Annotated in this window: 21 protein-coding genes and 1 pseudogene; 18 read left to right on the forward strand and 4 right to left on the reverse strand. The window is 64.1% G+C overall.

The window, feature by feature from the left end; all coding sequences use genetic code 11:
• Window positions 1-199: 199 nt before the first annotated feature.
• From PspCFBP13509_RS30630 to fecE, 4 genes are read left to right on the forward strand one after another with little or no spacing between them, the layout of a single operon-like run.
• Entirely contained in the window at window positions 200-1,114 is a 915-nt protein-coding gene (locus PspCFBP13509_RS30630) for a Fe(3+) dicitrate ABC transporter substrate-binding protein (RefSeq protein WP_446730753.1), read from the forward strand.
• 2 nt (window positions 1,115-1,116) lie between these two features.
• Window positions 1,117-2,106: an iron-dicitrate ABC transporter permease FecC gene (gene fecC / locus PspCFBP13509_RS30635; protein WP_065927280.1), complete on the forward strand. Its 990-nt coding sequence runs from the start codon at window positions 1,117-1,119 to the stop codon at window positions 2,104-2,106.
• The gene (locus tag PspCFBP13509_RS30640; protein ID WP_065948028.1) at window positions 2,103-3,071 is read left to right on the forward strand and encodes an iron chelate uptake ABC transporter family permease subunit; all 969 of its coding nucleotides are present in this window, start codon (window positions 2,103-2,105) and stop codon (window positions 3,069-3,071) included. The genes fecC and PspCFBP13509_RS30640 overlap by 4 nt, the downstream gene beginning before the upstream one ends.
• 4 nt (window positions 3,072-3,075) lie before the next feature.
• Window positions 3,076-3,867, forward strand: a complete 792-nt coding sequence (gene fecE / locus PspCFBP13509_RS30645) for a Fe(3+) dicitrate ABC transporter ATP-binding protein FecE (RefSeq protein WP_137213144.1) — start codon at window positions 3,076-3,078, stop codon at window positions 3,865-3,867.
• Window positions 3,868-3,978: 111 nt separating this feature from the next.
• Here fecE and PspCFBP13509_RS30650 read toward each other — a convergent pair whose 3' ends face one another.
• From PspCFBP13509_RS30650 to PspCFBP13509_RS30660, 3 genes and pseudogenes are all read right to left on the reverse strand, one after another.
• A complete protein-coding gene (locus tag PspCFBP13509_RS30650) occupies window positions 3,979-4,911 on the reverse strand; it encodes a sulfonate ABC transporter substrate-binding protein (protein ID WP_137213145.1) in 933 nt (310 codons plus the stop codon).
• Entirely contained in the window at window positions 4,908-6,248 is a 1,341-nt protein-coding gene (locus PspCFBP13509_RS30655; RefSeq protein WP_178084565.1) for an LLM class flavin-dependent oxidoreductase, read from the reverse strand. Before PspCFBP13509_RS30655 ends, PspCFBP13509_RS30650 begins: the two co-directional genes overlap by 4 nt.
• Window positions 6,241-8,547 (reverse strand): annotated as a pseudogene (locus PspCFBP13509_RS30660) (TonB-dependent receptor). The gene PspCFBP13509_RS30655 and the pseudogene PspCFBP13509_RS30660 overlap by 8 nt, the downstream one beginning before the upstream one ends.
• An 85-nt stretch (window positions 8,548-8,632) precedes the next feature.
• Between PspCFBP13509_RS30660 and PspCFBP13509_RS30665 the strand changes: the two are divergent.
• Both PspCFBP13509_RS30665 and PspCFBP13509_RS30670 read left to right on the forward strand, forming a co-directional pair.
• Window positions 8,633-9,655, forward strand: coding sequence for a LacI family DNA-binding transcriptional regulator (locus tag PspCFBP13509_RS30665; RefSeq protein WP_137213147.1), 1,023 nt, complete (start codon window positions 8,633-8,635; stop codon window positions 9,653-9,655).
• Between the two features lie 29 nt (window positions 9,656-9,684).
• Complete coding sequence (locus tag PspCFBP13509_RS30670; RefSeq protein ID WP_065940319.1) at window positions 9,685-10,299, forward strand: TetR/AcrR family transcriptional regulator; 615 nt, start codon at window positions 9,685-9,687, stop codon at window positions 10,297-10,299.
• A 469-nt stretch (window positions 10,300-10,768) separates the two neighbouring features.
• On the opposite strand, the gene PspCFBP13509_RS30680 is transcribed toward PspCFBP13509_RS30670, so the two are convergent.
• Entirely contained in the window at window positions 10,769-13,519 is a 2,751-nt protein-coding gene (locus PspCFBP13509_RS30680) for a beta-glucosidase (protein ID WP_065948033.1), read from the reverse strand.
• Between the two features lie 507 nt (window positions 13,520-14,026).
• Here PspCFBP13509_RS30680 and PspCFBP13509_RS30685 point away from each other — a divergent pair.
• From PspCFBP13509_RS30685 to gspD, 12 genes are all read left to right on the forward strand, one after another.
• Window positions 14,027-14,254 (forward strand): hypothetical protein, encoded by a 228-nt coding sequence (locus PspCFBP13509_RS30685; protein WP_065927288.1) that lies wholly within the window; start codon window positions 14,027-14,029, stop codon window positions 14,252-14,254.
• Window positions 14,255-14,382: 128 nt separating this feature from the next.
• Entirely contained in the window at window positions 14,383-16,113 is a 1,731-nt protein-coding gene (gene gspE / locus PspCFBP13509_RS30690) for a type II secretion system ATPase GspE (RefSeq protein ID WP_137213148.1), read from the forward strand.
• A complete protein-coding gene (gene gspF / locus PspCFBP13509_RS30695; RefSeq protein ID WP_027607414.1) occupies window positions 16,110-17,312 on the forward strand; it encodes a type II secretion system inner membrane protein GspF in 1,203 nt (400 codons plus the stop codon). Before gspE ends, gspF begins: the two co-directional genes overlap by 4 nt.
• A 20-nt stretch (window positions 17,313-17,332) precedes the next feature.
• Complete coding sequence (gspG, locus tag PspCFBP13509_RS30700) at window positions 17,333-17,758, forward strand: type II secretion system major pseudopilin GspG (protein WP_027607415.1); 426 nt, start codon at window positions 17,333-17,335, stop codon at window positions 17,756-17,758.
• A 9-nt stretch (window positions 17,759-17,767) separates the two neighbouring features.
• On the forward strand, window positions 17,768-18,199 hold the full coding sequence (locus PspCFBP13509_RS30705; protein ID WP_027607416.1) for a type II secretion system protein: 432 nt from the start codon (window positions 17,768-17,770) through the stop codon (window positions 18,197-18,199).
• Entirely contained in the window at window positions 18,196-18,564 is a 369-nt protein-coding gene (locus PspCFBP13509_RS30710; RefSeq protein WP_065927290.1) for a type II secretion system protein, read from the forward strand. Before PspCFBP13509_RS30705 ends, PspCFBP13509_RS30710 begins: the two co-directional genes overlap by 4 nt.
• Window positions 18,561-19,190, forward strand: a complete 630-nt coding sequence (locus PspCFBP13509_RS30715; protein WP_065927291.1) for a prepilin-type N-terminal cleavage/methylation domain-containing protein — start codon at window positions 18,561-18,563, stop codon at window positions 19,188-19,190. The genes PspCFBP13509_RS30710 and PspCFBP13509_RS30715 overlap by 4 nt, the downstream gene beginning before the upstream one ends.
• Window positions 19,187-19,912 (forward strand): general secretion pathway protein GspK, encoded by a 726-nt coding sequence (locus tag PspCFBP13509_RS30720; RefSeq protein ID WP_137213149.1) that lies wholly within the window; start codon window positions 19,187-19,189, stop codon window positions 19,910-19,912. The genes PspCFBP13509_RS30715 and PspCFBP13509_RS30720 overlap by 4 nt, the downstream gene beginning before the upstream one ends.
• Window positions 19,909-20,952 (forward strand): type II secretion system protein GspL, encoded by a 1,044-nt coding sequence (locus PspCFBP13509_RS30725; RefSeq protein ID WP_065948036.1) that lies wholly within the window; start codon window positions 19,909-19,911, stop codon window positions 20,950-20,952. The genes PspCFBP13509_RS30720 and PspCFBP13509_RS30725 overlap by 4 nt, the downstream gene beginning before the upstream one ends.
• Complete coding sequence (gene gspM / locus PspCFBP13509_RS30730) at window positions 20,927-21,538, forward strand: type II secretion system protein GspM (RefSeq protein ID WP_024076406.1); 612 nt, start codon at window positions 20,927-20,929, stop codon at window positions 21,536-21,538. Before PspCFBP13509_RS30725 ends, gspM begins: the two co-directional genes overlap by 26 nt.
• The gene (locus tag PspCFBP13509_RS30735) at window positions 21,535-22,059 is read left to right on the forward strand and encodes a DNA utilization family protein (RefSeq protein ID WP_065927294.1); all 525 of its coding nucleotides are present in this window, start codon (window positions 21,535-21,537) and stop codon (window positions 22,057-22,059) included. The genes gspM and PspCFBP13509_RS30735 overlap by 4 nt, the downstream gene beginning before the upstream one ends.
• On the forward strand, window positions 22,056-24,278 hold the full coding sequence (gene gspD / locus PspCFBP13509_RS30740; protein WP_065948038.1) for a type II secretion system secretin GspD: 2,223 nt from the start codon (window positions 22,056-22,058) through the stop codon (window positions 24,276-24,278). The genes PspCFBP13509_RS30735 and gspD overlap by 4 nt, the downstream gene beginning before the upstream one ends.
• Window positions 24,279-24,632 lie beyond the last annotated feature (354 nt).

The raw sequence follows: 24,632 nt of genomic DNA on the forward strand, positions 1-24,632 counted from the left end.
CTGAATGAACGCGGCGCCTGTGAGTTTTTCGCGAGCAAGCTCGCTCCTACAAAAAGCCTTAACTGACTGGCATTAGGGCTTGCCCCCTCCCACAAATGAGAATGTTTTTTGATCACGTCGCCCCGATATGGAATAGTACCCGCCGTTTTCCCCAGCCCGTCCAGTTGGGGTGTTTTAACGCCGAGGTACCTCCATGCGATTGCTGCGCTCCGTCCCCACCCTTGCCGCCTGCCTGCTGGCGTTCTCTTCCAGCTTGTTAAGCGCTGCCCCCATCGACCTCAACGACGGCCAGCACGCGGTGCATCTGCCCGATGCGCCCAAGCGTGTGGTGGTGCTGGAGTTCTCTTTTCTCGACAGCCTCGCCGCCGTGGACGTCACCCCAGTCGGCGCCGCCGATGATGGCGACGCCAATCGCGTGCTGCCGCGTGTGCGTCAGGCCATCGGCCAGTGGAAATCCGTGGGCCTGCGCTCGCAACCGAGCATCGAGGAAATCGCGCGGCTCAAGCCGGACCTGATCGTGGCCGACCTCAACCGCCACCAGGCGCTGTACAGCGACTTGGCGAGTATTGCGCCAACCCTGTTGCTGCCGTCGCGCGGTGAGGATTACGAGGGCAGCCTCAAGTCCGCTGAGCTGATCGGCAAGGCCTTGGGCAAAAGCCCGCAGATGGAAGCCCGCATCGCACAAAACCGCGAAAACCTGAAGAAAATCGCCCAGCAGATCCCCGCCGGTGCCAGCGTGTTGTTCGGTGTCGCCCGTGAAGACAGCTTCTCCGTGCACGGCCCGGACTCCTACGCCGGCAGCGTGCTGCAAGCCATCGGCCTGAAAGTGCCGTCGGTGCGCGCCAACGCCGCGCCGACCGAATTCGTTAGCCTCGAACAACTGCTCGCCCTCGATCCGGGTTGGCTGCTGGTCGGCCATTACCGCCGCCCGAGCATCGTCGACAGCTGGAGCAAGCAGCCGCTGTGGCAAGTGTTGGGCGCGGTGCGCAACCAGCAGGTGGCCGAAGTGGACGGTGACAGCTGGGCGCGCAACCGTGGTGTGTTGGCCTCGGAGCAGATCGCCGAGGACGCCCTGGCGATCCTCAAGGGCGGCAAAGCCGTACTGAGCCAATAAGCATGGGCCGTGGTTTGGCCGCAGCCGGCATCGTGGTGCTGGCTGCCGTGTTGTTCTGGCTGTCGTTGTACAGCTGGTCGCCGTTCACTCTCACGGCGGCCGACGCCTGGAATGGGCTGGTGCATCAGGGCAGCGTGGGCGGCAATATGGCCTATATCGTCGCCCAGTTGCGCGTGCCGCGTGCGGTGTGCGCGGCATTGGTGGGCGCCTGCCTGGGCCTGGCCGGGGCGCTGATGCAGGGCATCACCCGCAACCGTCTGGCATCGCCGTCGCTGTTCGGCGTGACGGCAGGTGCGGCGTTGGGGCTCGCGTTGTTTTCCACCGGGTTGGTCGCACCGCCGTTTGCCGGCGCTGCCTTGCTGATGACCTGCCTGGGCGGCGCACTGGCCTGGATCACAGTGTTCAGCCTCGGTGGCGCCTGGTCGCCGGCCACGGCCCAAGGTCGCCTGGTGTTGGCTGGGGTGGCCGTCGCCGCGTTGTGTGCTGCCTTGACGCGGCTCACGGTGATCCTGGTCGAGGCCCAGGCGCAAAGCGTGCTCAATTGGCTGGCCGGTTCCCTGGCCAACGTCGGTGCGGCCCAGGTGCAATTGCTCTGGCCGTGCACCTTGATCGGCGGCCTGTGGGCGCTGTGGTGTGCGCCGCGCTTGAACCTGATCAACCTTGGCGAAGACGCCGCGCGCTCGTTGGGCGTGGGCATTGCCAGCCTGCGTTTGCAGGTGTTCGTCGCCAGCCTGTTGCTGGTGGGGGCGAGTGTCTGCGCGGTCGGGCCCATCGGCTTTGTCGGGTTGATCGCGCCGAATATCCTTCGCCAGTTTCTCGGTAATGACTACCGCTGGCTGATCCCACTCAGTGCCGCCTTGGGCGCAGTGATCGTGCTGGGTGCCGACCTGCTCAGCCGCGCCGTGGCGTTCCCGGTGGAAACCCCGGCCGGGGTGGTCACGGCACTGATTGGTGCACCATTCTTCCTCTTTCTCGCCAGGCGTGCCCTATGACCCAGCCACGATTGCGCCTTTGGCTGCTGCTCGTTTTGTTGCTGCTGGCGACCTTCGTCAGCCTCAGCGCCGGCACCCTGTGGCTCACGCCCGAAACCGTGCTGGAGCGCCTGCTGGCCCATGACGCCCTCGACTTTGAAGTCTGGAACCACCGCCTGCCACGCAGCCTGATCGCGATCCTCGCCGGCTGCGCATTCGGCCTGGCCGGGGCGATTGTGCAGGGCGTGATTCGCAACCCGCTGGCCTCGCCGGAGATCCTCGGTGTCACCCAAGGTGCGGGGCTCGCGCTGACCGTGGCGATCATCAGCTGGCCGCACCTGCCGATTGCCTGGCTGCCGCTGGTGGCCTGCCTGGGCGGCGCCGGTGGTGCGTTGCTGTTGGCGCTGTACAACACCGGTGTGAGTTTTTCCGGCGTGCGTTTTGCGCTGTCCGGGGTGGCGATTGCGGTGACCTTGTCCAGCGTCACCGAGTTTCTGATCCTGTCCCACCCGCTGGACATCAACACCGCCTTGCTCGCGCTCACCGGCAGCCTGTGGAGCCGCAACTGGCACCATGTAGCGCTGGTGCTGCCGTTCCTGGTGTTGATCCCGCTGGGGCTGTGCCTGGCCAAACCGCTGAACCTGATCGCCCTCGGCGATGAGGCGGCCCACAGCCTGGGCACCGCACTGAACCGCACACGCTGGCTGGCGATGGCCTGCGCGGTGCTGCTCACCAGCCTGGGCGTGGGCGTGATCGGGCCGATCGGCTTTATCGGCCTGGTCGCACCGCATATGGCACGGCGCCTGGTCGGTGGGCATCACCAGTACCTGCTGCCGGCGGCGATGCTGATCGGCGCGCTGTTACTGGTGTTGGCCGACACCCTCGGACGCACGTTGATCGCACCCAGCGAAATCCCCGCCGGGGTGCTTACGGCGGTGATTGGCGCACCGTATTTTCTTTGGTTGCTGGCACGGTTCAAGGGCTGATGACATGAGTATTCTTCAAGCACGCGCGCTGGATATCGGCTACGGCGCCACACCCATCGTGCAGAGGCTGTCGTTTACGCCGCCGACGGGAAAAGTCACCGCGTTAATCGGCCCCAATGGCTGCGGCAAGTCCACCTTGCTCAAGGCGTTTGCGCGCATCCTCAAGCCCACGCAAGGTGAGCTGAGCCTGAATGGCCAGGCCTACGCCAGCCTGTCCGCCCGCCAACTGGCCCGGCACATTGCATTCCTGCCCCAAGTGCTGCCGGTGCCCGAAGGCGTCAGCGTGCGCCAGTTGGTCGCCTACGGCCGCAGCCCGCACAACTCGCTGTGGGGACGCCTGAGCGGCAGTGACCGGGCCCATGTGACCCAAGCCATGCAACGCCTGGAGCTCGACAACCTGGCCGACCGCGCCCTGGCGGACCTGTCCGGCGGCCAGCGTCAACGCGCCTGGCTGGCCATGGTCCTGGCACAGAACGCCCCCGTAGTGCTGCTCGACGAACCCACCACCTACCTCGACATCAGCCACCAAGTCGAACTGCTCGACCTGATGGGCGAACTCGCCGCCGAAGGCAAGACCGTGATCACCGTGCTCCACGACATCAACCAGGCCTGCCGCTACGCCGACCACCTGGCGGTGATGCACGCCGGCAAGCTGGTGGCCGATGGCGCGCCGGCACAGGTGATCAGTGCCGAGTTGATGCGCCAGGTGTTTGAGGTGCAGGTGCAGATCATGAGCGAACCGGTGGCCGGCACCCCCATGTGCCTGATAGAAAAAAGCACCCGAGCCCAAACCTGACTCGGTCAAAAAATGTGGGAGGGGGCTTGCTCCCGATAGCAGTGTGTCAGTCACCTCATGCATTGACTGACCCACCGCCATCGGGAGCAAGCCCCCTCCCACATTAGGATCTCAGTCGGCTTTGGAATTCCACACGGCCTTCTTCACTTCGATGGCCTTGGGCAACAACCGATTCTGGAAAAACAGATCCGCCGTCGCCTGCTGCGCCTGAATGATCCCTTCATCAATCGGCAAAATCGGCGAAGGCGGGCGGTTGTCCATGTAGCGTGCAACCACGTCGGCGGGCAGGCCCATGAACTCGGTCAGTACTTTCAAACTGTCTTCGCGCTGGCTGCGGGTAAGGGCTTCGGCGGCGGTGAGCTCGTCGAGCAGGTCATGGATAAAGGCCCCATTGTCCCGCGCATACTCGCGCCGGGCGGTGTACACCGGACCCGACAAACCCAAGCCTTCGCCATTGGCCAGCACATGGCTGGGGCTCTGGCTCAAGGCGAGTGACGAGTAGGGTTCCCAGATCGCCCAGGCATCGACGCTGCCTTGTTCGAACGCCGCTCGCGCATCGGCCGGGGGCAGGTACACCGGTTGGATGTCCTTGTAGCTCAGGCCGGCGTTGTTCAGCGCGCGCAGGATCAGGTTGTGGGAGCTGGAACCCTTCTGGAACGCCACTTTCTTGCCCTTGAGGTCCGCCACCGAATGCAGCGGGCTATCGTTGCGCACCAGGATCGTCTCGGCGCTGGGCTTGGGCGGTTCGGCGCCGATGTAGACCAGGTCGGCCCCGGCGGCTTGGGCGAACAGCGGCGGGATGTCGCCGGTGGAACCCACATCCAGTGCCCCCACGTTCAGCGCTTCAAGCATCTGCGGGCCGGCGGGGAACTCGATCCACTTCACCTCCGTCTTCGGGAAACGCTTTTCCAGCAGGTCATGTTGCTTGGCGAGGACCAGCGCGATGGAGCCTTTTTGGTAGCCGATACGCAAGGTGGCGGGGTCGGCGGCCAGGGCGGTTTGCGTCACCGCCAGCAAGGCCAGGAGCAGTGCTGGAAACTTCATGCTTTACCCTCTGTAAATCGATGGGCCGGGCGCGCCAGGCCGAGGTTTTCGCGCAAGGTGGAACCGCTGTATTCAGTGCGAAACAGGCCGCGCCGCTGCAGCTCGGGCACCACCCATTGCGCGACGTCTTCCAACCCACCCGGCAAGTGCGGCACCAGGATATTGAAGCCATCGGCCGCGCCGTTTTCGAACCAGTTCTGCAGCTCATCGGCAATCTGCGCAGGCGTGCCGATCAGGCTGTAATGCCCGCGGCCACCGGCAATTCGCCGACCCAATTGCGCGAGGGTCAGTTGCTCACGGTTGGCCAAGTCGCTCAGCAGTTGCTGACGACTGCGTTGTCCGCTGTCGGTCAACGGCAGCGCCGGCAACGGCCCGTCCAGCGGGTAGCCGGACAGGTCGAAATTGCCCAGCATGCGCCCCAGCAACGCGACGCCCACCTCAGGTTCGACGAGATCCTGGAATGCCTCGAATTTGGCCTGGGCCTCGGCCTCGGTCGCCCCGACCACCACAAACACACCGGGCATGATTTTCAGCGAGTCCGGCCCGCGCCCGTACCGGCTCAAGCGGCCCTTGAGGTCGGCATAAAACGCCTGGGCATTGGCCAGCGAGGTCTGTGCGGTAAACACCACCTCGGCGGTCTGCGCGGCCAGCTCACGGCCGGCTTCGGACGAGCCGGCCTGCACGATCACCGGCTGGCCCTGGGGCGAGCGCGCCACATTCAGCGGGCCCTTGACCCGGAAATGTTCGCCCACATGGTCCAGTACATGCAGTTTCGTCGGGTCGTAATAGTTGCCGCTGGCCTTGTCGCGCACAAAGGCATCGTCTTCCCAGCTGTCCCACAACCCGGTCACCACCTGATGAAACTCCTTGGCGCGGCTGTAGCGTTCGCCATGGCTGAGGTGTTCGTCGCGGCCAAAATTCTGCGCTTCGGCGGCGTTGTCCGAGGTCACCAGGTTCCAGCCCGCGCGCCCGCCGGACAGGTGATCCAGCGAAGCGAACTTGCGCGCCACATGGTAGGGCTCGTTGTAGCTGGTGGTCGCCGTGGCGATCAGGCCGATGTTATCGGTCACCGCACTCAGCGCCGAGAGCAGGGTGAGCGGCTCGAAATGGTCCGAGCGCGCCATATGGCTGGCGATCGTGCCGGTGGCGGCGGCGATGCTGTCGGCCACGAACAGCGCATCGAACTTCGCCGCTTCGGCCACCCGCGCCAGGTGTTTGTACTGGGCGAAATCCAGCCCGGCATCCGCCGGCACGTCCGGGTGGCGCCAGGCGGCGACATGGTGCCCGGTGGCCATGAGAAAGGCGCCGAGTTTCAGTTGACGGCTCATGCTAGAAATCCTTGCGCAGTTGCACGCCGAAGTAACGCTCATCGTCACGGGGTACGGCGCGGTAGATGTAGTTGCCGCCGCTGGCCAGCAGCGGTGAGTAGGACTTGTCGGCGAGGTTCTTGGCCAGCAACGCCACGCGCCAGCCATTGCTGTAGTCGGCCAGGGCCACGCTGGCGTTCCAGATGCCGTAGGCGCCTTGCTTGGTGTCGACGTTCTGACTGATGTCGTACTGCACTTCGCTCTGCCAGCTGTAGTCGGTGCCCAGTTCGATGTCCAGGCCGTTATCCAGCGGGATCGTGTAGTCGGCGTGCACGTAGCTTTTCCAGTCCGGGCTGAAGGGCAGTGGCTTGCCGTTCACGTTGCACGTCGCTGCTGCGCCCGCCGGGCAGGCGAACTCATCGATGCGCGCACGGGTGTAGGCCAGGGCGCCGGAGAGCTTGAGTTGCTGGGTGGCCTGCAGGGCGTAATCCAGCTCGACGCCTTCGGTGCTGACGCTGCCGGCGTTGATCAGGCGAGTCACGACCTGGCCGGCGACGGTGTCGAAAAAGTTCGCCTGGTAGTTGTCGTAATCGCTGTGGAATACCGCCAGGTTGGTGGTCAGGCGGTTGTTCCAGGCGGTGGCCTTGATCCCGGCTTCCCAGGTGTTGGAGGTTTCCGGCTTGAGCGCATCGGTGTCGCGCGGTTGCATATTGAAGAACACGTTGTAGGCCGGGCCCTTGTAGCCGCGCGAGTAGGTCAGGTAGCTGGTGACGCTGTCGCTGAGGTCGTACTGCACCCCGAGGCGACCGGACCAGCCGTCTTCGTCCACCGAGCCGGAGCTGGAGGTGGCCGGTTGAATCCCGCTGACCGTGGTGGCCGAGGTGGAGACGCGGCGGTGATCGTATTTCAGCTCATCGTGGGTGTAGCGCAGGCCGGCGATGCCACGAAAGCGTGAGGTGAAGTTCAGCGTGGTCTCGCCGAACACCGCGTAGCTGTCGCTGGTGGTGCTGTAGTCGGCGATGCCACGGTCGGTGCGCGTGGTGGTCGTGAGCGTGCGCTGATAGGTTTCCTCGTCCTTGCCGTGCATGTAGAACAGGCCGCCGACGTATTCCAGGAACTCACCCTTGGGCGAGGCCAGGCGCAGTTCCTGGGAGTATTGGTCGAAGGCCAGCTCGCCCTTGTCGGCGGTGCCGGGGAAGGCGGCGGTCACTGTGCCGAGGCGGTCGCCGTCCTGGTACTGGGTGTTGTCCCAGCCGCGCCAGGCGGTGATCGAGGTCAGGGTGTAGTCGCCGAGGTTCCAGTCCAACTGAGCGGACAAGCCTTTGTTGGTGTCTTCGACATGGCTGCGCGTATCGGTGTTGATGTCGCGGTTGTCGCTGGAGGCGCGCACCGGGCTCAAGGCATTGCTGAAGGCCGGGCTCAGGGACTTGCTGACCACGCCATTCGGCGCGTCGTCGTGGGACTGCATTTAGTCGGCGATCAGGGTCAGTTTCACGTCATCGTTGGGGGTGAATTCCAGCTTGCCGCGGATGCCCTTGTGGTTGTAGCCGTTGACCTCCTGGCCGTTGTGCGGGTTATCGACGTTACCGTCGTAGCTGCCGAACAGCGTGCTGATCGAGCCTTTGAGCACATCCGGCACCAGGCTGCCGCCGATGCCGAAACGGGTGCGGCTTTCATTGCCGCTGTAGTACGCCTGGTCGATATAGCCATGGGTCTCGGCGCTGGGCGCCTTGCTGGTGATGTTGAGCACGCCGGCCGAGGCGTTCTTGCCGAACAAGGTGCCTTGCGGGCCGCGCAGCACTTCGATGCGCTCCAGGTCCAGCAGGTCGAGGGTGGCCTGGCCGGGGCGCGCGTAGACCACGCCGTCGATCACCGTGGCCACCGTCGGCTCCACGCCAGGAGAGGTGGAAATAGTGCCCACGCCGCGCACGAACAGCGAGGTGTCCTTGTTCGAGGCGCCGGTGCGGAAGTTCAGCGACGGCACTTGCTGGGCGATGCTGGCCACGCCGTTGCGGTTGTCGCGCTCCAGTTGTTCGCCGTCCAGCACCGAGACCGCCACCGGGACTTTTTGCAGGGATTCTTCACGCCGGGTGGCGGTGACCGTCACCGCTTTGAGCGTGGGTTCCTGCTCGTCGGCAGCAAAGGCGCCGGGCACGGGGAGGGCGGTCAGACCGGCGAGAAGGAATAAGTGCGTGTGCCTGTGCATGGTGTGTTCGCTCGAAAAATGCCCTGAACCGCTGCGGTTCTTGCGACCGTCAGCGCCTGTGGAAACTGCCTTGGGCATTCGCTTGAGCGAGTAGCAGACAGCGCGCTTTGTTAGCGCTAACATCGGCATTATTGGTAGCTCGGGTTTAGAGCGTCAAAGACTTAAAAATTATTCCTATATTCTTTTTGGTTGTTAGCAGGATGATCCCGTGAGCGAAGACAAACCGCGCAAGCGCCGTGGCGCCGGGCGCGTCACCTTGAACACCGTGGCCCGCCAGGCCGGGGTGTCGGCGATCACCGTGTCGCGCTATTTCAACCAGCCGGAGCAGGTCTCGCCCGAGCGTCGCGAGCGCATCGCCGAGGTGGTGGCCGAGCTGGGTTATGTGCCCAACCTGGTGGCCGGCGGGCTGGCGTCGGCGCGGGGGCGGATCGTGGCGATGGTGATCCCGAACATCTCGGGGCCGATCTTTGCCAACACGATCCAGGGCTTCAGCGACACCCTCAGTCGCCATGGGTATCAGCTGTTGCTGGCGTCCAGTTACTTCAGCGCCGAGCAGGAAGAAAGCGCGGTGCGCGCGTTCCTCGGCTGGTCGCCGGCAGCGCTGGTGCTGACCAGTCGCTTCCACAGTCCAGGTACCGAAAAGATGATCGCCGACACCGATATCCCGGTGGTGGAAACCTGGGACTACGTGCCCGAACGCGCGCCGGTGCAGATCGGTTTCTCCCACTATGACGTCGGCGTCATGGCCGCACGCTACCTGCATGGCAAGGGCTATCGGCGCATGGCCTTCGTGCAGAACAGCGCCACGGGCGACTTCAGCGCGCTGGAACGGGGCGATGGGTTTGCCGCAACCCTGATCGAACTGGGTGTACAGCCCCGGGTCTTCGTCCCGGACGCCGACAGCGCGCCCTTCGAAGCCGGCAAGCAGGCGATGCAAGCCCTGATGAACCACGCCACCCCACCTGACGCGATCTTCTTCGCCAATGACAACCTCGCCGCCGGTGGTTTGCTGGCGGGGCAGCGTTCCGGGTTAAAGTGCGCGGTGCTTGGATTCGGTGACTACCCGTTTGCCGAAATGTTGTTGCCCAGCCTGAGTACGATCAAACCGCCGGCCTTGGAGATCGGCGTACTGGCGGCAACCCGCGTGCTGGAAAGCCTCGGCGTGTTGCCGGATGCCGTACAGCGTTTGAACCTGTTGGATTGCCGCTTGATCGAACGGGAAAGCGCCTGAGCTTTTTTACCGCCCACTAGGACCTGCCCATGACCGAACCCGCCCCCAAGACCCGCCGCGCCCCCAAAGGTGAAAAACGCCGCGAAGAGCTGCTGGACGCGGCCCTGCAGGTGTTCTCCCTGGAAGGCTACAGCGGCGCCTCGATGGCCCAGGTGGCGGCGATCGTGGGTATTTCGGTGGCCGGGCTGCTGCATCATTTTCCCAGCAAAATCTCGCTGTTGATGGGGGTGTTGCAGCGTCGCGATGAGGTCAATCAACGGATTGCCGATGAGGTACGTGCGGAGAAAACCCTCAATGGCTTACTCGGCAGCCTGCGTGCGATCAATCGTTCGAATGCCACGGCACCGGGCGTGGTGCGCGCGTTTACCATCTTGAATGCCGAAAGCCTGCTGGACACCCATCCGGCCTGGGCCTGGTTCCAGGCGCGCTATGCGGCGATTCACCAGCGCATGCAGGGGCAGTTTGCCGACCTGGTCGCGGCGGGGGAGGTGCGCAGCGATGTGGACATCGCCGGGCTGGTGGAAGAAATCCTGGCCATGATGGATGGCCTGCAGATCCAGTGGCTGCGCTTTCCGGAGCAGGTGGACCTGGTGGCGCGGTTTGACAGCTACATCGCGCGGGTCGAGGCAGCCATCAGAACCTGAGTTGAACACAGTCAACATGTGGGAGGGGGCTTGCCCCCGATGGCGGTCTCTGGGCCGGCCATGTGCTGGGGTTGGAATGAGTACATATCCGTTGCTGCGGTAACGGCTACTTAGGGTTCCGCTCTTACAGCGGGTCACTTTTGGAAGAGCGCCAAAAGTAACCAAAAACGCTTCGCCCCACCACTCGGCACCTCGCCCAGGCTCGGTGTGCCCGTAATCCGACAGTGATGTGGGGGGCCGCCGCCACGCGCCATCCATGGCGCGGGGCGGCTAAACCGGCATCCCTGCCGGTTTACCCCCCCAAAACACTATCGAATTCCGGCCAGCGTGGTTAACGGGGCGCCTGAGATCAAGATCAAGATCAAGATCAAGATCAAGGGCGGCTCGCTTCGCATCGTGGTTAGCGTTGGCTGCTACACAGTTGTGTAGATACCCATGCTCATCGGGGGCAAGCCCCCTCCCACAGGGATCAGTTGCCGGTAGCACTGCCCTGGCTGCTGTCATCGCTCATGTCATAGCCATCACCGTCGCTGGTGCCGCTGTCGCCTTCGTTTTGATGCAGCACACCGCCGGTCTTCACCGTCGATTCACGCAGCGTCGAGTTGAGCGCCGAGCGTGGCAGCGGGTTGCTGGTGGTGGTCGACAGTTCCTGGCGGAACGGGTTGACCAGCTTGGCGTTCAGGCGAATATCCTGGGACGACGCGCCCACCGACAGGTTGAAACTGTCGGCATCCACCACCCATTGCTTGCTCGCTACGTCGTAGTAGGCCAGCGAGCGATCGTTGAGCTCGATGGTCACGCGCTTGCTCTCGCCCGGCTTGAGGAACACCTTCTTGTAGCCCTTGAGTTCCTTGATCGCGCGTTCGACTTTCGGGTTGTTCTGGCCCACGTACAACTCGGCCACTTCGGCGCCCGCGACCTTGCCGGTGTTGGCCAGGTCGAACGACACCTTGATCGGCGCACCGGCCACCGCCACCCCAGGAGTCACGCTGATGTTGCTGTAGCCGAAGGTGGTGTACGACAAGCCATAGCCGAACGGGTAGAGCGGCTTGATGCCCTTTTTCTCGTAGCCGCGATAGCCCAGGAACAGGTCGTCCTTGTAGCTCATCTCGGCCAGGGTTTCCTGGTTGTCGAACGTGGGGAAGGTCGCGTAGATCGGGTTGTCTTCGATGTTGCGCTCGATGCTGATCGGCAGCTTGGCCGACGGGTTGACCTTGCCCAGCAGGATCTCCGCCAAGGCCTGGCCGCCGTTCTGCCCAGGGTAGAACGCATGCAGCGCGGCCGGTACCTGATCGATCCAGTCGCTCATCTTCAGGCCGGTACCGCCGTGCAGGGTGACCACGGTATTCGGGTTGACCTTGGCGATGCTCTGGATCAGCAGGTTCTGGTACTCGGGCAGGTCGAAGCTGTGGTCGAAGCCTTCGCCTTCGTACTCATTGCTGTTACCGGCCGCGACCAGTACCGCGTCGTACTTGGCCAGGTCCTGCGGTGCCACCAGCGACGCCCAGCTCATCTGCACACCGACGAGGCCGCCCATGGTCGACAGGTAGCCGTTGCGGCGTGAATATTCCAGCTTGATGTCGACCGGTTTGCCGGCTTCCAGGTTGACCTTGGCAAACACCGGGATGGTCGGCGGAATGCTGTTGTTCGGCAGCGGCTTGCCGTCGCCGTTGTCGAGGACTTTCTTGCCGTTGACGTAGAGGCGCACGGCGCCGTCGGCACGCACCTTGAACACCTGCTCGCCGCTGACCGTCGGGGTGATCTGGCCGCTGTAGCGAATCGAGGTGGCGGCGGTATCGCCGTTCACCGGCAGGCTGTCGGTGGACCAGTCCAGGTCGACATGGGTGTCGGTGCGGCTGGCGGCCGGGTCACCGGACCAGTTGGTGTTGCTGAAGAACTCGGTCTTCAAGCCTTTGACACTGTTGCCATTGCCGTCGGCATGGGTCCAGGTCGAGGTGGCCGGGTCCAGGGACAGCCCGTCGATAAACTCGACCTTGGCGCCTGGCGCCAGTTGCTGCAAGCCGCTCAGCTCACTGATGTAGTTGGCGGCCATGACGTTGGCGCTGCCGAAACCGGTAGGCGGCGCGTACTTGGCCAGGGTGCCGACCACGGCGATGCGCTTGACCTTCCTGGCGTCCAGCGGCAGCAGGCTGTTCTGGTTTTTCAGCAGCACGATGCCTTCGCGGGCGGCGTTCAGGGCCACGCGGTTGCTGGTGGCGCTGTTCATGTTGTGGCTGGTCAGCGGCGCCTTGCTGTCGAACTTGTACAGGTAGATCTGCTTGAGGATGCGGCGCACCTTGTCATCGATGGTCGCGCTGCTCAGCTCGCCGCTGTCCAGGTACGGCTTGAGGATGGTGCTGTTCATCTGGTAGCCCATCATGTCCAGGTCGGTACCCGCCTGGGCCGCCGGCAAACCGTCGACCACCGCGTTGTAGTCGCTCTGCACGAAGCCCGGGTAGCCCCATTCGGTCTTGAGGATGTCACGCATCAGGTGCTTGTTCTGGCACGCGAACTCGCCGTTCACCTTCTGGAACGCACACATCATCATCGCGACCTTGCTGTTCTTCGAGGCGGACTCGAACGGCGGCAGGGTCATCTCGCGCAGCACGCGTTCGCTGATGATTTCATTGAGGTGGAAGCGGTTGCTTTCCTGGTCATTGGCGGCGAAATGCTTGGCATTGGCCCACACGCCACGGGACTGAATGCCGTTGATCACTGCCGGCGCCAGGCTGGCGCCGAGGAACGGGTCTTCACCGGACAGGTACTCGAACGCCCGGCCGCTGTACGGCATGCGGTACAGATTCACACCAGGGCCGGTGACGAACTGATAGCCGCCGCTGGCGGTGTCATAGCCCAGGGCACGGCCCAGGTCGATGGCGCGACGCGGGTTCCAGCTGGCGGCCAGGTTCGGCCCCGACGGGTAGACCACGCCCTGGGCGTTGCCTTCGCTGGTGTAGCGCACGCCCACACCGCCATCGGCGCCGTGGATCTGCGGGATACCGTACTGGGTCAGTGGCTTGACGTCCCAGCCGCCGGTGCCGCCGATGTAGGCGAGTTTTTCTTCCAGGGTCATCTTTGCCAGGGTCTTGTCCGCGGCTTTTTCCGCGCGGCTTACCCGACCTTCATCCAGGGCAGGACTGGTGGCCGCATGCACCTGGGACACGGCCAGTGCCAGCAGGGCGAAAGCCGACTGTGCACCGATCATTTTGCGTTTATTCATGGGTCTCTCCGACAACAGTTCAGTAAACAGGGCGCGCCGAGAAGTGCGTGTTGCACTGCACCTCGTCACTTTTTTCTGGGCAATAGTTGCCCGTGATCGCAATTTTTAACCGATGGCTAATTGCAACTATTTGGCGAATTTCGCAGTTTTATAAGTGTAATAATTGTATTAGTTATTGTTGTGGATAGTGTCTAAGCGATATCACGAGATGGCATTTTGAACCGCAAAAACCGCATAATTAAGGCAATTCTTGCGGTTATAAGTCAAACGAAAGCTAATTTTTGCGTGAAATAAGAAATATTTTCTTACCTTTCGGAACTAAGGCTAAACCTACCAGTCGATTGGTTTAAGAAAATTTATCGAGTCGTGGCTAACTAGTGGCATGGCTCGGTAGTTTCAAAGTGCCATGTTTACACAAGCTGTCATACACAACGCTTTGGTGTAGGGTCTTGATCGAGTTCAAGGCGCCACTTGGGCTATCTGCTGTTTTTGATCTGGAGAAAGTTGATGAAGATTTCCCTGTTGGGTGCCGGTGTTGTATTGGGCGTTGCGCTAAGTGGCGCGGCGATGGCGGCCGAGTCCACGGACGCCGATGCGAAATCCGGCGCCGCCGATTCCACGGTGTTGACCCAGGCCCACGATGCCAAGGCCGTCAAAAAACAGAAAGCTGAAACCACCAAGGGTGGGCGGCCGCTGAGCCAATCTGCTACCTCTAAAACAGCGCCAACCAAGTAAGCCTGACCCCCTGTAGGAGCGAGCTAGCTCGCGAAAGTATTCCAAGCGCATCGCGGCGTCGGATGTACCTTTTTCGCGAGCAAGCTCGCTCCTACAGGGGGGTCATATAGCCCCTCAGATTTTTACCCATGCCCAGCCCCTCAACGCCCATCGATGCCTGCCAACTGCACATCCCGCACACCGAACAGGTCTGCGCGTGGCTGATGCAGCACGCCGGGTTGAAAACCGTTGACCTGGAGCGTGCCCGGCGCCTCTCTCAGGAGGGCGGCGACACCGAGTTGCTCGGCCTGCTCACGCGCTTGGGGCTGGTCTCGGAAGTGGAGCTGGCCCGTGCCTGGGCCGACCTGCTCGGCGCACCGCTGCTGCTGGCCGATGCTGCGCCGCCGCTGTTGGACCCATTGCCGGTATTGACCGAGCGTTTCATGCGCCACTACCAGGTGGTGCCCGTGGGCTGGAGCCAGGGCGGCCTGCGGGTGCTGGCGGCCAACCCGTCGCTGGTCTACCCGTTCCAGGCCATGGCCTATGCCTGTGGCGTGCCGGTGTGGCTGGCCGTGGGGCCGCGCAACGAAGTCGAAACCCTGATCGAGCGCTACTACGGCCAGGGTCGTTCGGCGATGGGCACCCTGATCGAAAACCTCGACGAGCAGGGCGGTGCCCTGGAAGACATCGAGCACCTCAAGGACATGGCCTCCGAAGCGCCGGTGATTCGCCTGGTCAACCTGATCCTGCAGCGCGCGGTGGAACATCGCGCCTCGGACATTCATATCGAACCCTTCGAAAACCAGCTCAAGGTGCGCTACCGCATCGACGGCGTGCTGCACGACGCCGAGGCGCCGCCGTCCAGCTCTTCGGCAGCGGTCATTTCGCGGGTGAAGATCATGGCGCGCCTGGACATTGCCGAGCGGCGCCTGCCCCAGGACGGGCGCATCATGCTGCGCATCCAGGGCAAGGCGCTGGACTTGCGGGTGTCCACGGTGCCCACCAGTTTTGGCGAGTCGGTGGTCATGCGGTTGCTCGACCGCCAGACCGTGCAGTTCGATTTCCAGAGCCTGGGCTTTGATGGCCAGCGCCTGGAAACCTTCCTCGAAGTGCTCGAGCGGCCCCACGGCATCCTGCTCGTCACCGGGCCCACCGGCTCGGGCAAGACCACCACGCTGTACACCGCGCTGTCGCGGCTCAATACCGCCGAGCGCAAGATCATCACCGTCGAAGACCCGGTGGAATACCAGCTTGAGGGCATCAACCAGATCCAGGTGAAACCGGCCATCGGCCTGGACTTCGCCGGTGCGCTGCGCTCCATCGTGCGCCAGGATCCGGACGTGATCATGATCGGTGAAATCCGCGACCTGGAAACCTGCCGTATCGCCATCCAGTCGTCCCTCACCGGCCACCTGGTGCTCTCGACCCTGCACACCAACAGCGCGGCGGCGAGTATCACGCGCTTGCTGGACATGGGTGTCGAAAGCTACCTGATTGCCTCGACCGTCAACGGCATCCTTGCCCAGCGCCTGGTGCGGCGCCTGGACCCGGCCACCCGCGAAGCCTTCGAAGCACCGGCGGAATTGATCGCCGAACACGGCCTCGACCGGTTTACCGAGCAGCGCCCGATCATGCTTTATCGCCCCCACGCCGATGCGCCGGGCGGTGGCTACCACGGCCGCAGTGCGATCACCGAACTGCTGGTGATGAACGACGAACTGCGCAGCCTGTTGATGCGCCAGGCCGACGCCGCCACCCTCGAACAGGCCGCCCGCCGTGGCGGCCTGCGCACCTTGCATGAAGAAGGCCTGCGCCAGGCCGTGGCCGGTGTCACCTCACTTGAAGAAGTGCTGCGCGTCACCCGGGGAGAGGGCGCATGAGCCTGTTCAAATACCGCGCCCTCGACAGCCAGGGCCAGGCGCAGAACGGCACCCTCGAAGCCAAGGACCAGGATGCCGCCGTCGCCGCGCTGCACAAGCGCGGTTTGCTGCTGTTGCAGATCGAGGTGGCGGGCGCCCAGGGCCTGCGCAAGGCCTTTGGCCGGGGCCAGTTGAACGGCGCGGCGCTGGTCAGTTTCACTCAACAATTGGCCACGCTATTGGGCGCCGGCCAGCCGCTGGAACGCTCCCTGGGCATCCTGCTCAAGCAGCCCGGCCAGCCCCAGACCCGCGCGCTGATCGAGCGCATCCGCGAACAGGTCAAGGCCGGCCAGCCGTTATCCAAGGCGCTGGAGGCGGAGGGCAGCCAGTTTTCGCCGCTGTACCTGAGCATGGTCCGCGCCGGCGAGGCGGGCGGCGCCCTCGAAGACACCCTGCGCCAGCTCAGCGATTACCTGGAGCGCAGCCAGTTACTCCGGGGCGAAGTGATCAACGCGCTGATCTACCCGGCGTTTCTGGTGGTCGGCGTGCTCGGTTCGCTGGCGTTGCTGCTGGCCTATGTGGTGCCGCAGTTCGTGCCGATCTTCAAGGACCTGGGCGTGCCGATTCCGCTGATCACCGAGGTGATCCTGGGCCTCGGCCAATTCCTCGGGGCCTACGGCCTGGCGGTGCTGGCCGGGTTGATTGTCGGCGCATGGGCTCTGGCCGCGCGCCTGCGCGATCCCCAGCGCCGCGAACGCTATGACCGCCGCGTGCTGGGCATCCGCATCATCGGCCCGTTGCTGCAACGGGTCGAAGCCGCCCGTTTGGCCCGCACCCTCGGCACCCTGCTGAGCAACGGTGTGGCGCTGCTGCAAGCGCTGGTGATTGCCCGCCAGGTCTGCACCAACCGCGCCCTGCAAGCCCAGGTCGCCCAGGCCGCCGAGTCGGTCAAGGGCGGTGGCACCCTGGCCAGCGCCTTCGGCAGCGAGCCGCTGCTGCCCGACCTGGCGTTGCAAATGATTGAAGTCGGCGAACAGGCCGGCGAACTCGACAGCATGCTGCTCAAAGTCGCCGAGGTGTTCGACGTCGAGGCCAAACGCGGCATCGACCGCCTGCTCGCCGCGCTGGTGCCGTCCCTGACCGTGGTCATGGCGGTGCTGGTGGCGGTGATCATGCTGGCGATCATGCTGCCGCTGATGAGCCTGACCAGCAATATATGAACCCTTAAGGAAACACGCTGATGCGCCATACCCGATTCAAGCCCGCCCGCCGCCAGGGCGGTTTTACCTTGCTGGAAATGCTCGCCGTGATCGTGCTGCTGGGCATTGTCGCGACCATCGTGGTACGCCAGGTCGGCGGCAATGTGGACAAGGGCAAATACGGCGCGGGCAAGGCCCAGTTGGCCAGCCTGAGCATGAAGATCGAAAGCTACGGCCTGGACGTCGGCTCGCCGCCCAAGAGCCTGCAGCAACTGGTCGACAAGCCGGGCAACAGCGCCGGTTGGGCCGGCCCGTATGCCAAGCCGTCGGACCTCAAGGACCCGTTCGGCCATGCCTTCGGCTATCGCTTCCCCGGTGAGCACGGTGCGTTCGACCTGATTTTCTACGGTCAGGACGGCCAGCCCGGCGGCGAAGGCTACAGCGCCGACCTGGGCAACTGGGAATAACCCACGACCATGGCCAACGCCCAACGCGGCTTTACCCTGCTGGAGATGCTGGTGGTGATCGTCTTGATCAGCATCGCGGCCGGGTTGGTAGGGTTTGGCCTGCAACAAGGCCTGCGCGCCGCCAAAGAGCGCCAGGCCGTCGGGCAGGTGGTCGAGGCATTGCGCAGCACGCGGGCGCGGGCGATTGTCAGTGGCACCACCGAAAGCACCGTGTTCGATTTGCGCAACCTCAGCGTGCAGGCGCCGGGCCGTCCGAAAAAGTATTGGCCGGCCGGGCTGCAAGTGACCCTGCACACCGCCGAGCAAGCCGGCGCGGCGGTGGATTTCTACCCCGATGGCAGCTCCACCGGCGGCCACGTGTTGCTGGCCAACGGCAGTCGGCGTTGGCGCATCGACATCGGCTGGCTGACCGGCAGCGTCGAATCCAAGGCCCTGCCATGAAGCGCCAGGCGGGTTTCACCCTGCTGGAAATGCTCGCCGCGCTGACGCTGATGGCGATCTGTAGCACGGTGCTGCTGGTTGCCTTCGGCCAGAGCGCGCGCTCGTTGTTGCAGGTGGCCCACAGCGACCGCTTGACCCATGCCGCCATGAGCGTGATGGATCAGGAAGGCACCGGGCCGTTGGCCAGCGGCACACGCCAGGGCGAGTTGGACGGCATCGCCTGGCAACTGCGCATAGCCCAGCAACCCAGCCGCGTCGGCCAGGCCCATCTGTTTCGCCTGAACCTCACCGTCAGCGAAGGCCCGCGCCAGGCCAGTTTCAGCACCTTGAAACTGCGTGCTGCCGGCGTCGGGGCCGGCTTGTGAAGGCGCGTCAGCAGGGCTTTACCCTGCTTGAGATCATGATCGTACTGAGCCTGCTTGGGGTGTTGCTGACCCTGGTCGGCGGTGCATTGCTGGGCGCCAATCGTGCCGTGCTCAAGGCCCAGCGCTACACGGTCAGCCTGGATGAAATGCGTGCCGCGCAGCAGTTTTTGCGCACCGCCATCAGCGAGGCGTTGCCGCTGGATGTGACCGAGGACGACAGCCAGACCGATGGCTTTTTCGCCGGTGGGCCCCAGCGTATGCAGTTTGTCGCGACCTTGCCGGGTGTGCTCGGCGGCGGTATCCAGCGCTTCACCTTGCAGTTGGTGGGCCCTGAATCGCAGCGCGACTTGCAGGTGGCGTTCGCGCGGTTTGAGTCTGAGGCACAGGTGAGTGTTCCGGCGGCGCGCAGTGAGCCGCAGGTGTTGTTGAAGGGTATCGAGGACCTGCAATTCAGCTATCGCGGCGTGTCGCCCAAGGGCCAGGCCACTGGCTGGATCAGTGAGTGGCCGTGGACCAAACGCCTGCCTTATGCAGTACGGATTGACGCACGGGTGAACGGGCCGGTGCCTTGGGTGACCCAGGTGGTTGCCTTGCGCCTGAACCTGTCCGGCGGGGCGCCCGAATGATCCGGCATCAACGCGGTGTGGCCCTGCTGCTGGTGCTGTGGGTGCTGGTCTTGCTGAGCCTGTTGCTCGGTGGTTTGGCCGGCTGGGTGCAACTGGAAACACGCCAGGCCGCCTGGCACCGCCAGCATACCCAGGCGGTGCTGGCGGCCGAGGCCGGGGTGGCGCTGGCGATGCAGGCCGTGGCGGACCCGTTGCAGCGCAAGCAGTGGATTGCCGACGGGCGTGAAATCCCGCTGGTGTTCGACGATGCGCAGCTGCGCGTCAGCCTGCACAGCGAGCGCGGCAAGTTGTATTTGAACAGCGCCGAGGTGGGTGATTTTGCCCGCCTGGCCCTGGCCTGCGGTGCGACCCAGGCCCAGGCCAACCAACTCGCCAGGGCCCTGGAAGTGCGGCGCAACCAGGGCCTGGCGCCGTTTCGGGTGGTGGAAGAGGTGCGCCAACTGCCGGGCATGACTCAGGCGTTGTACAGCGAACTGGTGCCCGAGATCAGCCTGTGGAGCGGCCTGGACCGGCCCGATCCGGCATTCGCCAGTGCCTTGATGCGCCGCGCACTGAACCTGCCGCATCAGAATGCGGTGGGTGCCGATCCCGGCGACGTGCTGGTGGTCAGCAGCCGCGCCCAACGCCCCGGCGGTTACCACGCCCAGGTGCAGGCCACCGTGTTATTGAGCCCCGCGCAAGGCAGCGCACAACCTTATCGAGTCTTACGTTGGCAAGAATGAACGAACAGTTACCCGCACGGCTTCAGGCGCTGGCGCAGCCCATCACCCAGCGCTGGCGCGGCAGCCTGCTGCAACTGGGCTGGCGCCTGTGGCTCAAGGAGCTGCGTGGCTGCCTGCCGGCATGGTTGTCGTTTGCCGAGATCCCCGAGCATGTCTACGCCTGGCCGCTGACCGCGCCGGTCGAAAAGCTGCCTGGCGAAGCGCGTCAGGTGCTACTGCTGCCGCCTGAAACGGTGTTGGTGCAAACCCTGCAATTGCCCCCGGCGGCGGCGCGTAACCTGACGACGGTGGTCGGCTATGAACTGGACCGCTTCACGCCGTTCGACGCCGCCCAGTTGTACTTTGTCGCGCGCCAGGAGCGCCGCACCCCCACGCACCTGCACGTCACGCTGGTGGCGATCCTGCGTGAGCGCCTCGACCAGATCCTCAATGACTGCGCGGCCCTCGGCTTGCAGCCCCATGCCGTGGATGTCGCCGAGAGCGCAGGCAAACCCATGGGCATCGACTTGCTGCCGGCGCCGTTGCGTCCCCGTCAGCGCCCCCAGGGCAAGGGCCTGCAACGCAGCCTGCCGTGGTTGTGCGGGGCCTTGCTGATTGCGGCGATGCTGCTGTGGCTCAACGACCGCCAGCGCGTGCTCGATGCCATGCAACACAGCGTGCGCGAGCAGAAAGCCCAGGTCGCCGAGATCCAGGCCCTGCGCCAGCAATTGCTCAATACCCGTGGCGCCGCCCAGTACCTGATTCGCCGCAAGGCCGCCCAACCGCCGTTGGCGGCGCTACTCAACGAGCTGACCGCGTGCCTGCCCTCGGACACCTGGCTCGACCAGTTGGAAGTCAACGACGGCGCCGACGTGTCCTTCTCCGGGCAGAGCGCCAAGGCCAGTGCCCTGATCACCCGGATCAAGGGCTGCCACAGCCTGGAAAACGCCCAGTTCGAAGGGGTGATCCAACCCGATGCGCAAACCGGCAAGGATCAATTTTCCTTGCGCGCCCACCTGCACCAGGAGGCCGCTGATGCGCCGACCACTGACACCCCGTGAACGCCGTGGCGCGGCCCTGATCGCCCTGGCCCTGGTGCTCGGCGCCGGTTACTGGCTGTTGATCGACAGCTGGTTCGCCGGCCCCTTGCGCAGCATGGGCGAGCAGGCCGAGCAACTGCGTGAACAGCAGCAACGCTACGCCGGCGTGTTGCGCCAGGGCGACAGCCTGCGCCAACAGTTGGAACAGGCGCGGCAGGACCCGGCCAGCAGCACCAGCCTGTTGCCCGGCGACGACCCGAGTGCGGTGGCGGCGGACCTGATGCAACGCATCGCCGACCTGATCAACAGCCGCGCCGGCCTTGGTGGCGGTTGCAGCCTGACCCAGCGCATGCCCATCACCCCGGAGCAGGACGACGCCGAGCCCTATCGCCAGGTCAAGGTCAGCCTGACCCTCAACTGCGCCATCGAACCCTTGACCGCGATCCTGCATGAGCTGGAGTACCAGCGGCCGTTTCTGTTTGTCGATGAGATGAGCATTCGCCGCCCACCGAACGCACCGGCCAGTGGCGGCGCCGGGCAACTGGTGGTGCACCTGTTGGTGCGCGGTTACCTGCAACCGGCCGCCGCCCGGCAGGTGCAACGATGATCCATGCATTGCGTCCCCTGGAATGGCTGTTGCTCGGCGTGGCCGGGCTGTTGGGCCTGCTGATGGTCGGCATCCTCAGCAGCATCGGCGATGCGCCGCAGTGGCTGCCGGCACCGGACCCCGATGCGCGCGCCACTACCGCCGCCAAGGTGCTGGTGGCGCCGAGCGCGACCCTCGAAAGCCTGGCCGGCACCTGGCAAGCGCCGCTGTTCAGCCCCGACCGCAGCCCCGACCGTGCGGTGGGCCAGGCCGCCGTTTCCAGCCTGTCGAGCCTGGTACTGACCGGTATCGTCCTCGACGGCGACCTGCGCGTGGCGCTGCTCAAGCGTGCCGATGGCCCGCCGCTCAAAGTCCAGCAGGGCCAGACCCTGCCCAATGGCTGGCGCCTGGAACAGCTGACGCCCCGCGATGCCCGCTTTGTACTCGACGGCCGCACGCAAACCCTGAGCCTGCGGGCCCTGCGTTTGCCGCCGCCGTCCACCACACCCCCGATTACCCTTCCTCACGAGTCCACCCCTTGATCGATACCTTCCCTGGCGCCTTGCGCACCACCGTGTTGTGCCTGGCCACCGCCGTTTCCCTCGGTGGCTGCGGCACCTTCCCCGAGCATCTCGACCCGGACGAGGCCCTGCTGCATGAGGCGATGCAGGGCACCGGTTCGCAACGCCCACCCGTGGACCCTGCCAGCGAACAGGCGCCGGTCGACAGCGGCCAACCCCAGGCGAAGACACCGCCCCAGCGCCAGTTGATACGCGGCAACCAGCAGTTCGTGCGCCAACCGGCAGCGGTCTCGGCCGCCAAGGAGGAGGGCAGCGGCGACATCGTGTTCAACTTCGCCGACCAGCCGATCGAAGCGGTGATCAACAGCGTGATGGGCGACCTGCTGCACGAGAACTACAGCATCGCCCAAGGCGTGAAGGGCAATGTCAGCTTTTCCACGTCCAAGCCGGTGAACAAGCAGCAGGCCTTGTCGATTCTGGAGACCCTGTTGTCGTGGACCGACAACGCCATGATCAAACAGGGCAACCGCTATGTGATCCTGCCGGCCAACCAGGCGGTGGCGGGCAAGCTGGTGCCGGAGATGCGCGTGTCGCAGCCCTCCAGCGGTTTGTCGGCACGCCTGTTTCCGTTGCGTTATATCTCGGCCACCGAGATGCAGAAGCTGCTCAAGCCGTTCGCCCGCGAGAATGCGTTCCTGCTGGTGGACCCGGCGCGCAATGTGTTGAGCCTGGCCGGTACCCCCGAGGAACTGGCCAATTACCAGGACACCATCGACACCTTCGACGTGGACTGGCTCAAGGGCATGTCGGTGGGCGTGTTCGGCCTGCAACGGGCGTCGGTGGCCGAGCTGATGCCCGAACTGCAAAAAATGTTCGGCCCCGACAGCGGCATGCCCCTGGCGGGCATGGTGCGCTTCTTGCCCATCGAGCGGACCAACTCGGTGGTGGCGATCTCGTCGCAGCCGCAGTACCTCAGTGAAGTCGGCGACTGGATCCACACCATCGACGAAGGCGGCGGCAACGAGCCGCAGATGTACGTCTACGACGTGCGCAACATGAAGGCCACCGACCTCGCCAAGTACCTGCGCCAGATCTACGGCACGGGTGCGATCAAGGACGACACCCCGGCCAAGGTCGCCCCCGGTTTGCGCACCGCGACCTTGTCCTCGCCGGGCACCAACAGCACCTCCGGCAGCACGCCCGGTGGCCTGAGCAACAACCTCAATGGCAACCCACCCGCCGCAGAGGATGAGGAGCAGGAGCCCGACGCCGAGCAGGACACCGCCGAGCAGGGCGCGAGCGAAGACGCCCCGGCCAAAAGCCTCGACGCCGGCACCCGCATCACCGCACAGAAAAGCAGTAACCAACTGCTGGTCCGCACCCGCCCGGTGCAGTGGAAAGAGATCGAATCGGCGATCAAACGCCTCGACAACCCACCGCTGCAAGTGCAGATCGAAACGCGCATCCTCGAGGTCAAGCTCACCGGCGAACTGGACCTGGGCGTGCAGTGGTACCTCGGCCGCCTGGCAGGCAATTCCACCAGCACCACCGTGGGTAACACCGCCGGCAGCCAAGGCGCGTTGGGCGGCGGCGGGGCAGGGTTGGGCGCGACGGATTCGTTGTTCTACTCCTTCGTCAGCTCCAACCTGCAAGTGGCCCTGCACGCCCTCGAAACCAACGGTCGCACCCAGGTGCTGTCGGCGCCGTCGCTGGTGGTGATGAACAACCAACCGGCGCAGATCCAGGTGGGCGACAACATCCCGATCAGCCAGACCACGGTCAACACCGGCACCTCCGACACCACCTTGAGCAGTGTTGAATACGTGCAGACCGGGGTGATCCTCGACGTCGTGCCACGTATCAATCCGGGTGGCTTGGTGTACATGGACATTCAGCAGCAGGTCAGCGATGCCCAGGACCCGCAGGCGTCCAGCAACGACACCCAGGCCAACCCACGTATCTCCACGCGCTCGGTATCCACCCAGGTCGCGGTGCAGAGTGGGCAGACAGTGCTACTGGGCGGGTTGATCAAGCAGGACAACGCGGAGAGTGTCAGTGCGGTGCCTTACCTTGGGAAAATTCCGGGGTTGCGCTGGTTGTTTGGCAATACCAGCAAGTCCAAGGACCGCACGGAATTGATTGTGCTGATTACCCCGAGGGTGATTACCAGCAGCAGCCAGGCGCGGCAGGTGACGGATGACTATCGCCAGCAGATGCAGTTGTTGAAGCCGGCTAACTGAACGTACACCGGTAAAAACTGTGGGAGGGGGCAAGCCCTAATGCCAGTCAGCTAAGGCTTTTTGTAGGAGCGAGCTTGCTCGCGAAAAACTCACAGGCGCCACGTTCATTCAGGAGGCACGCGGTATCGTTGACGTTTTTCGCGAGCAAGCTCGCTCCTACAGGAGGCGATGTACGCGAGCCCCCTCCCACAGTTTGATATCCCGATATCAGGTAGACCTCGGCCCCAGCTAAAGGCCAATCTCAAAAGACATTATTTATATGAATAAAAAAACTAAAAAATAATAAAATTAGAGAATATTAGCTTATATCAAAACAGCATTATATTTTCAAAACCCATTCCGTTATGTTTGATC

This window comes from Pseudomonas sp. CFBP13509 (assembly GCF_005233485.1).
In the GTDB taxonomy this organism is placed as follows: domain Bacteria; phylum Pseudomonadota; class Gammaproteobacteria; order Pseudomonadales; family Pseudomonadaceae; genus Aquipseudomonas; species Aquipseudomonas marginalis.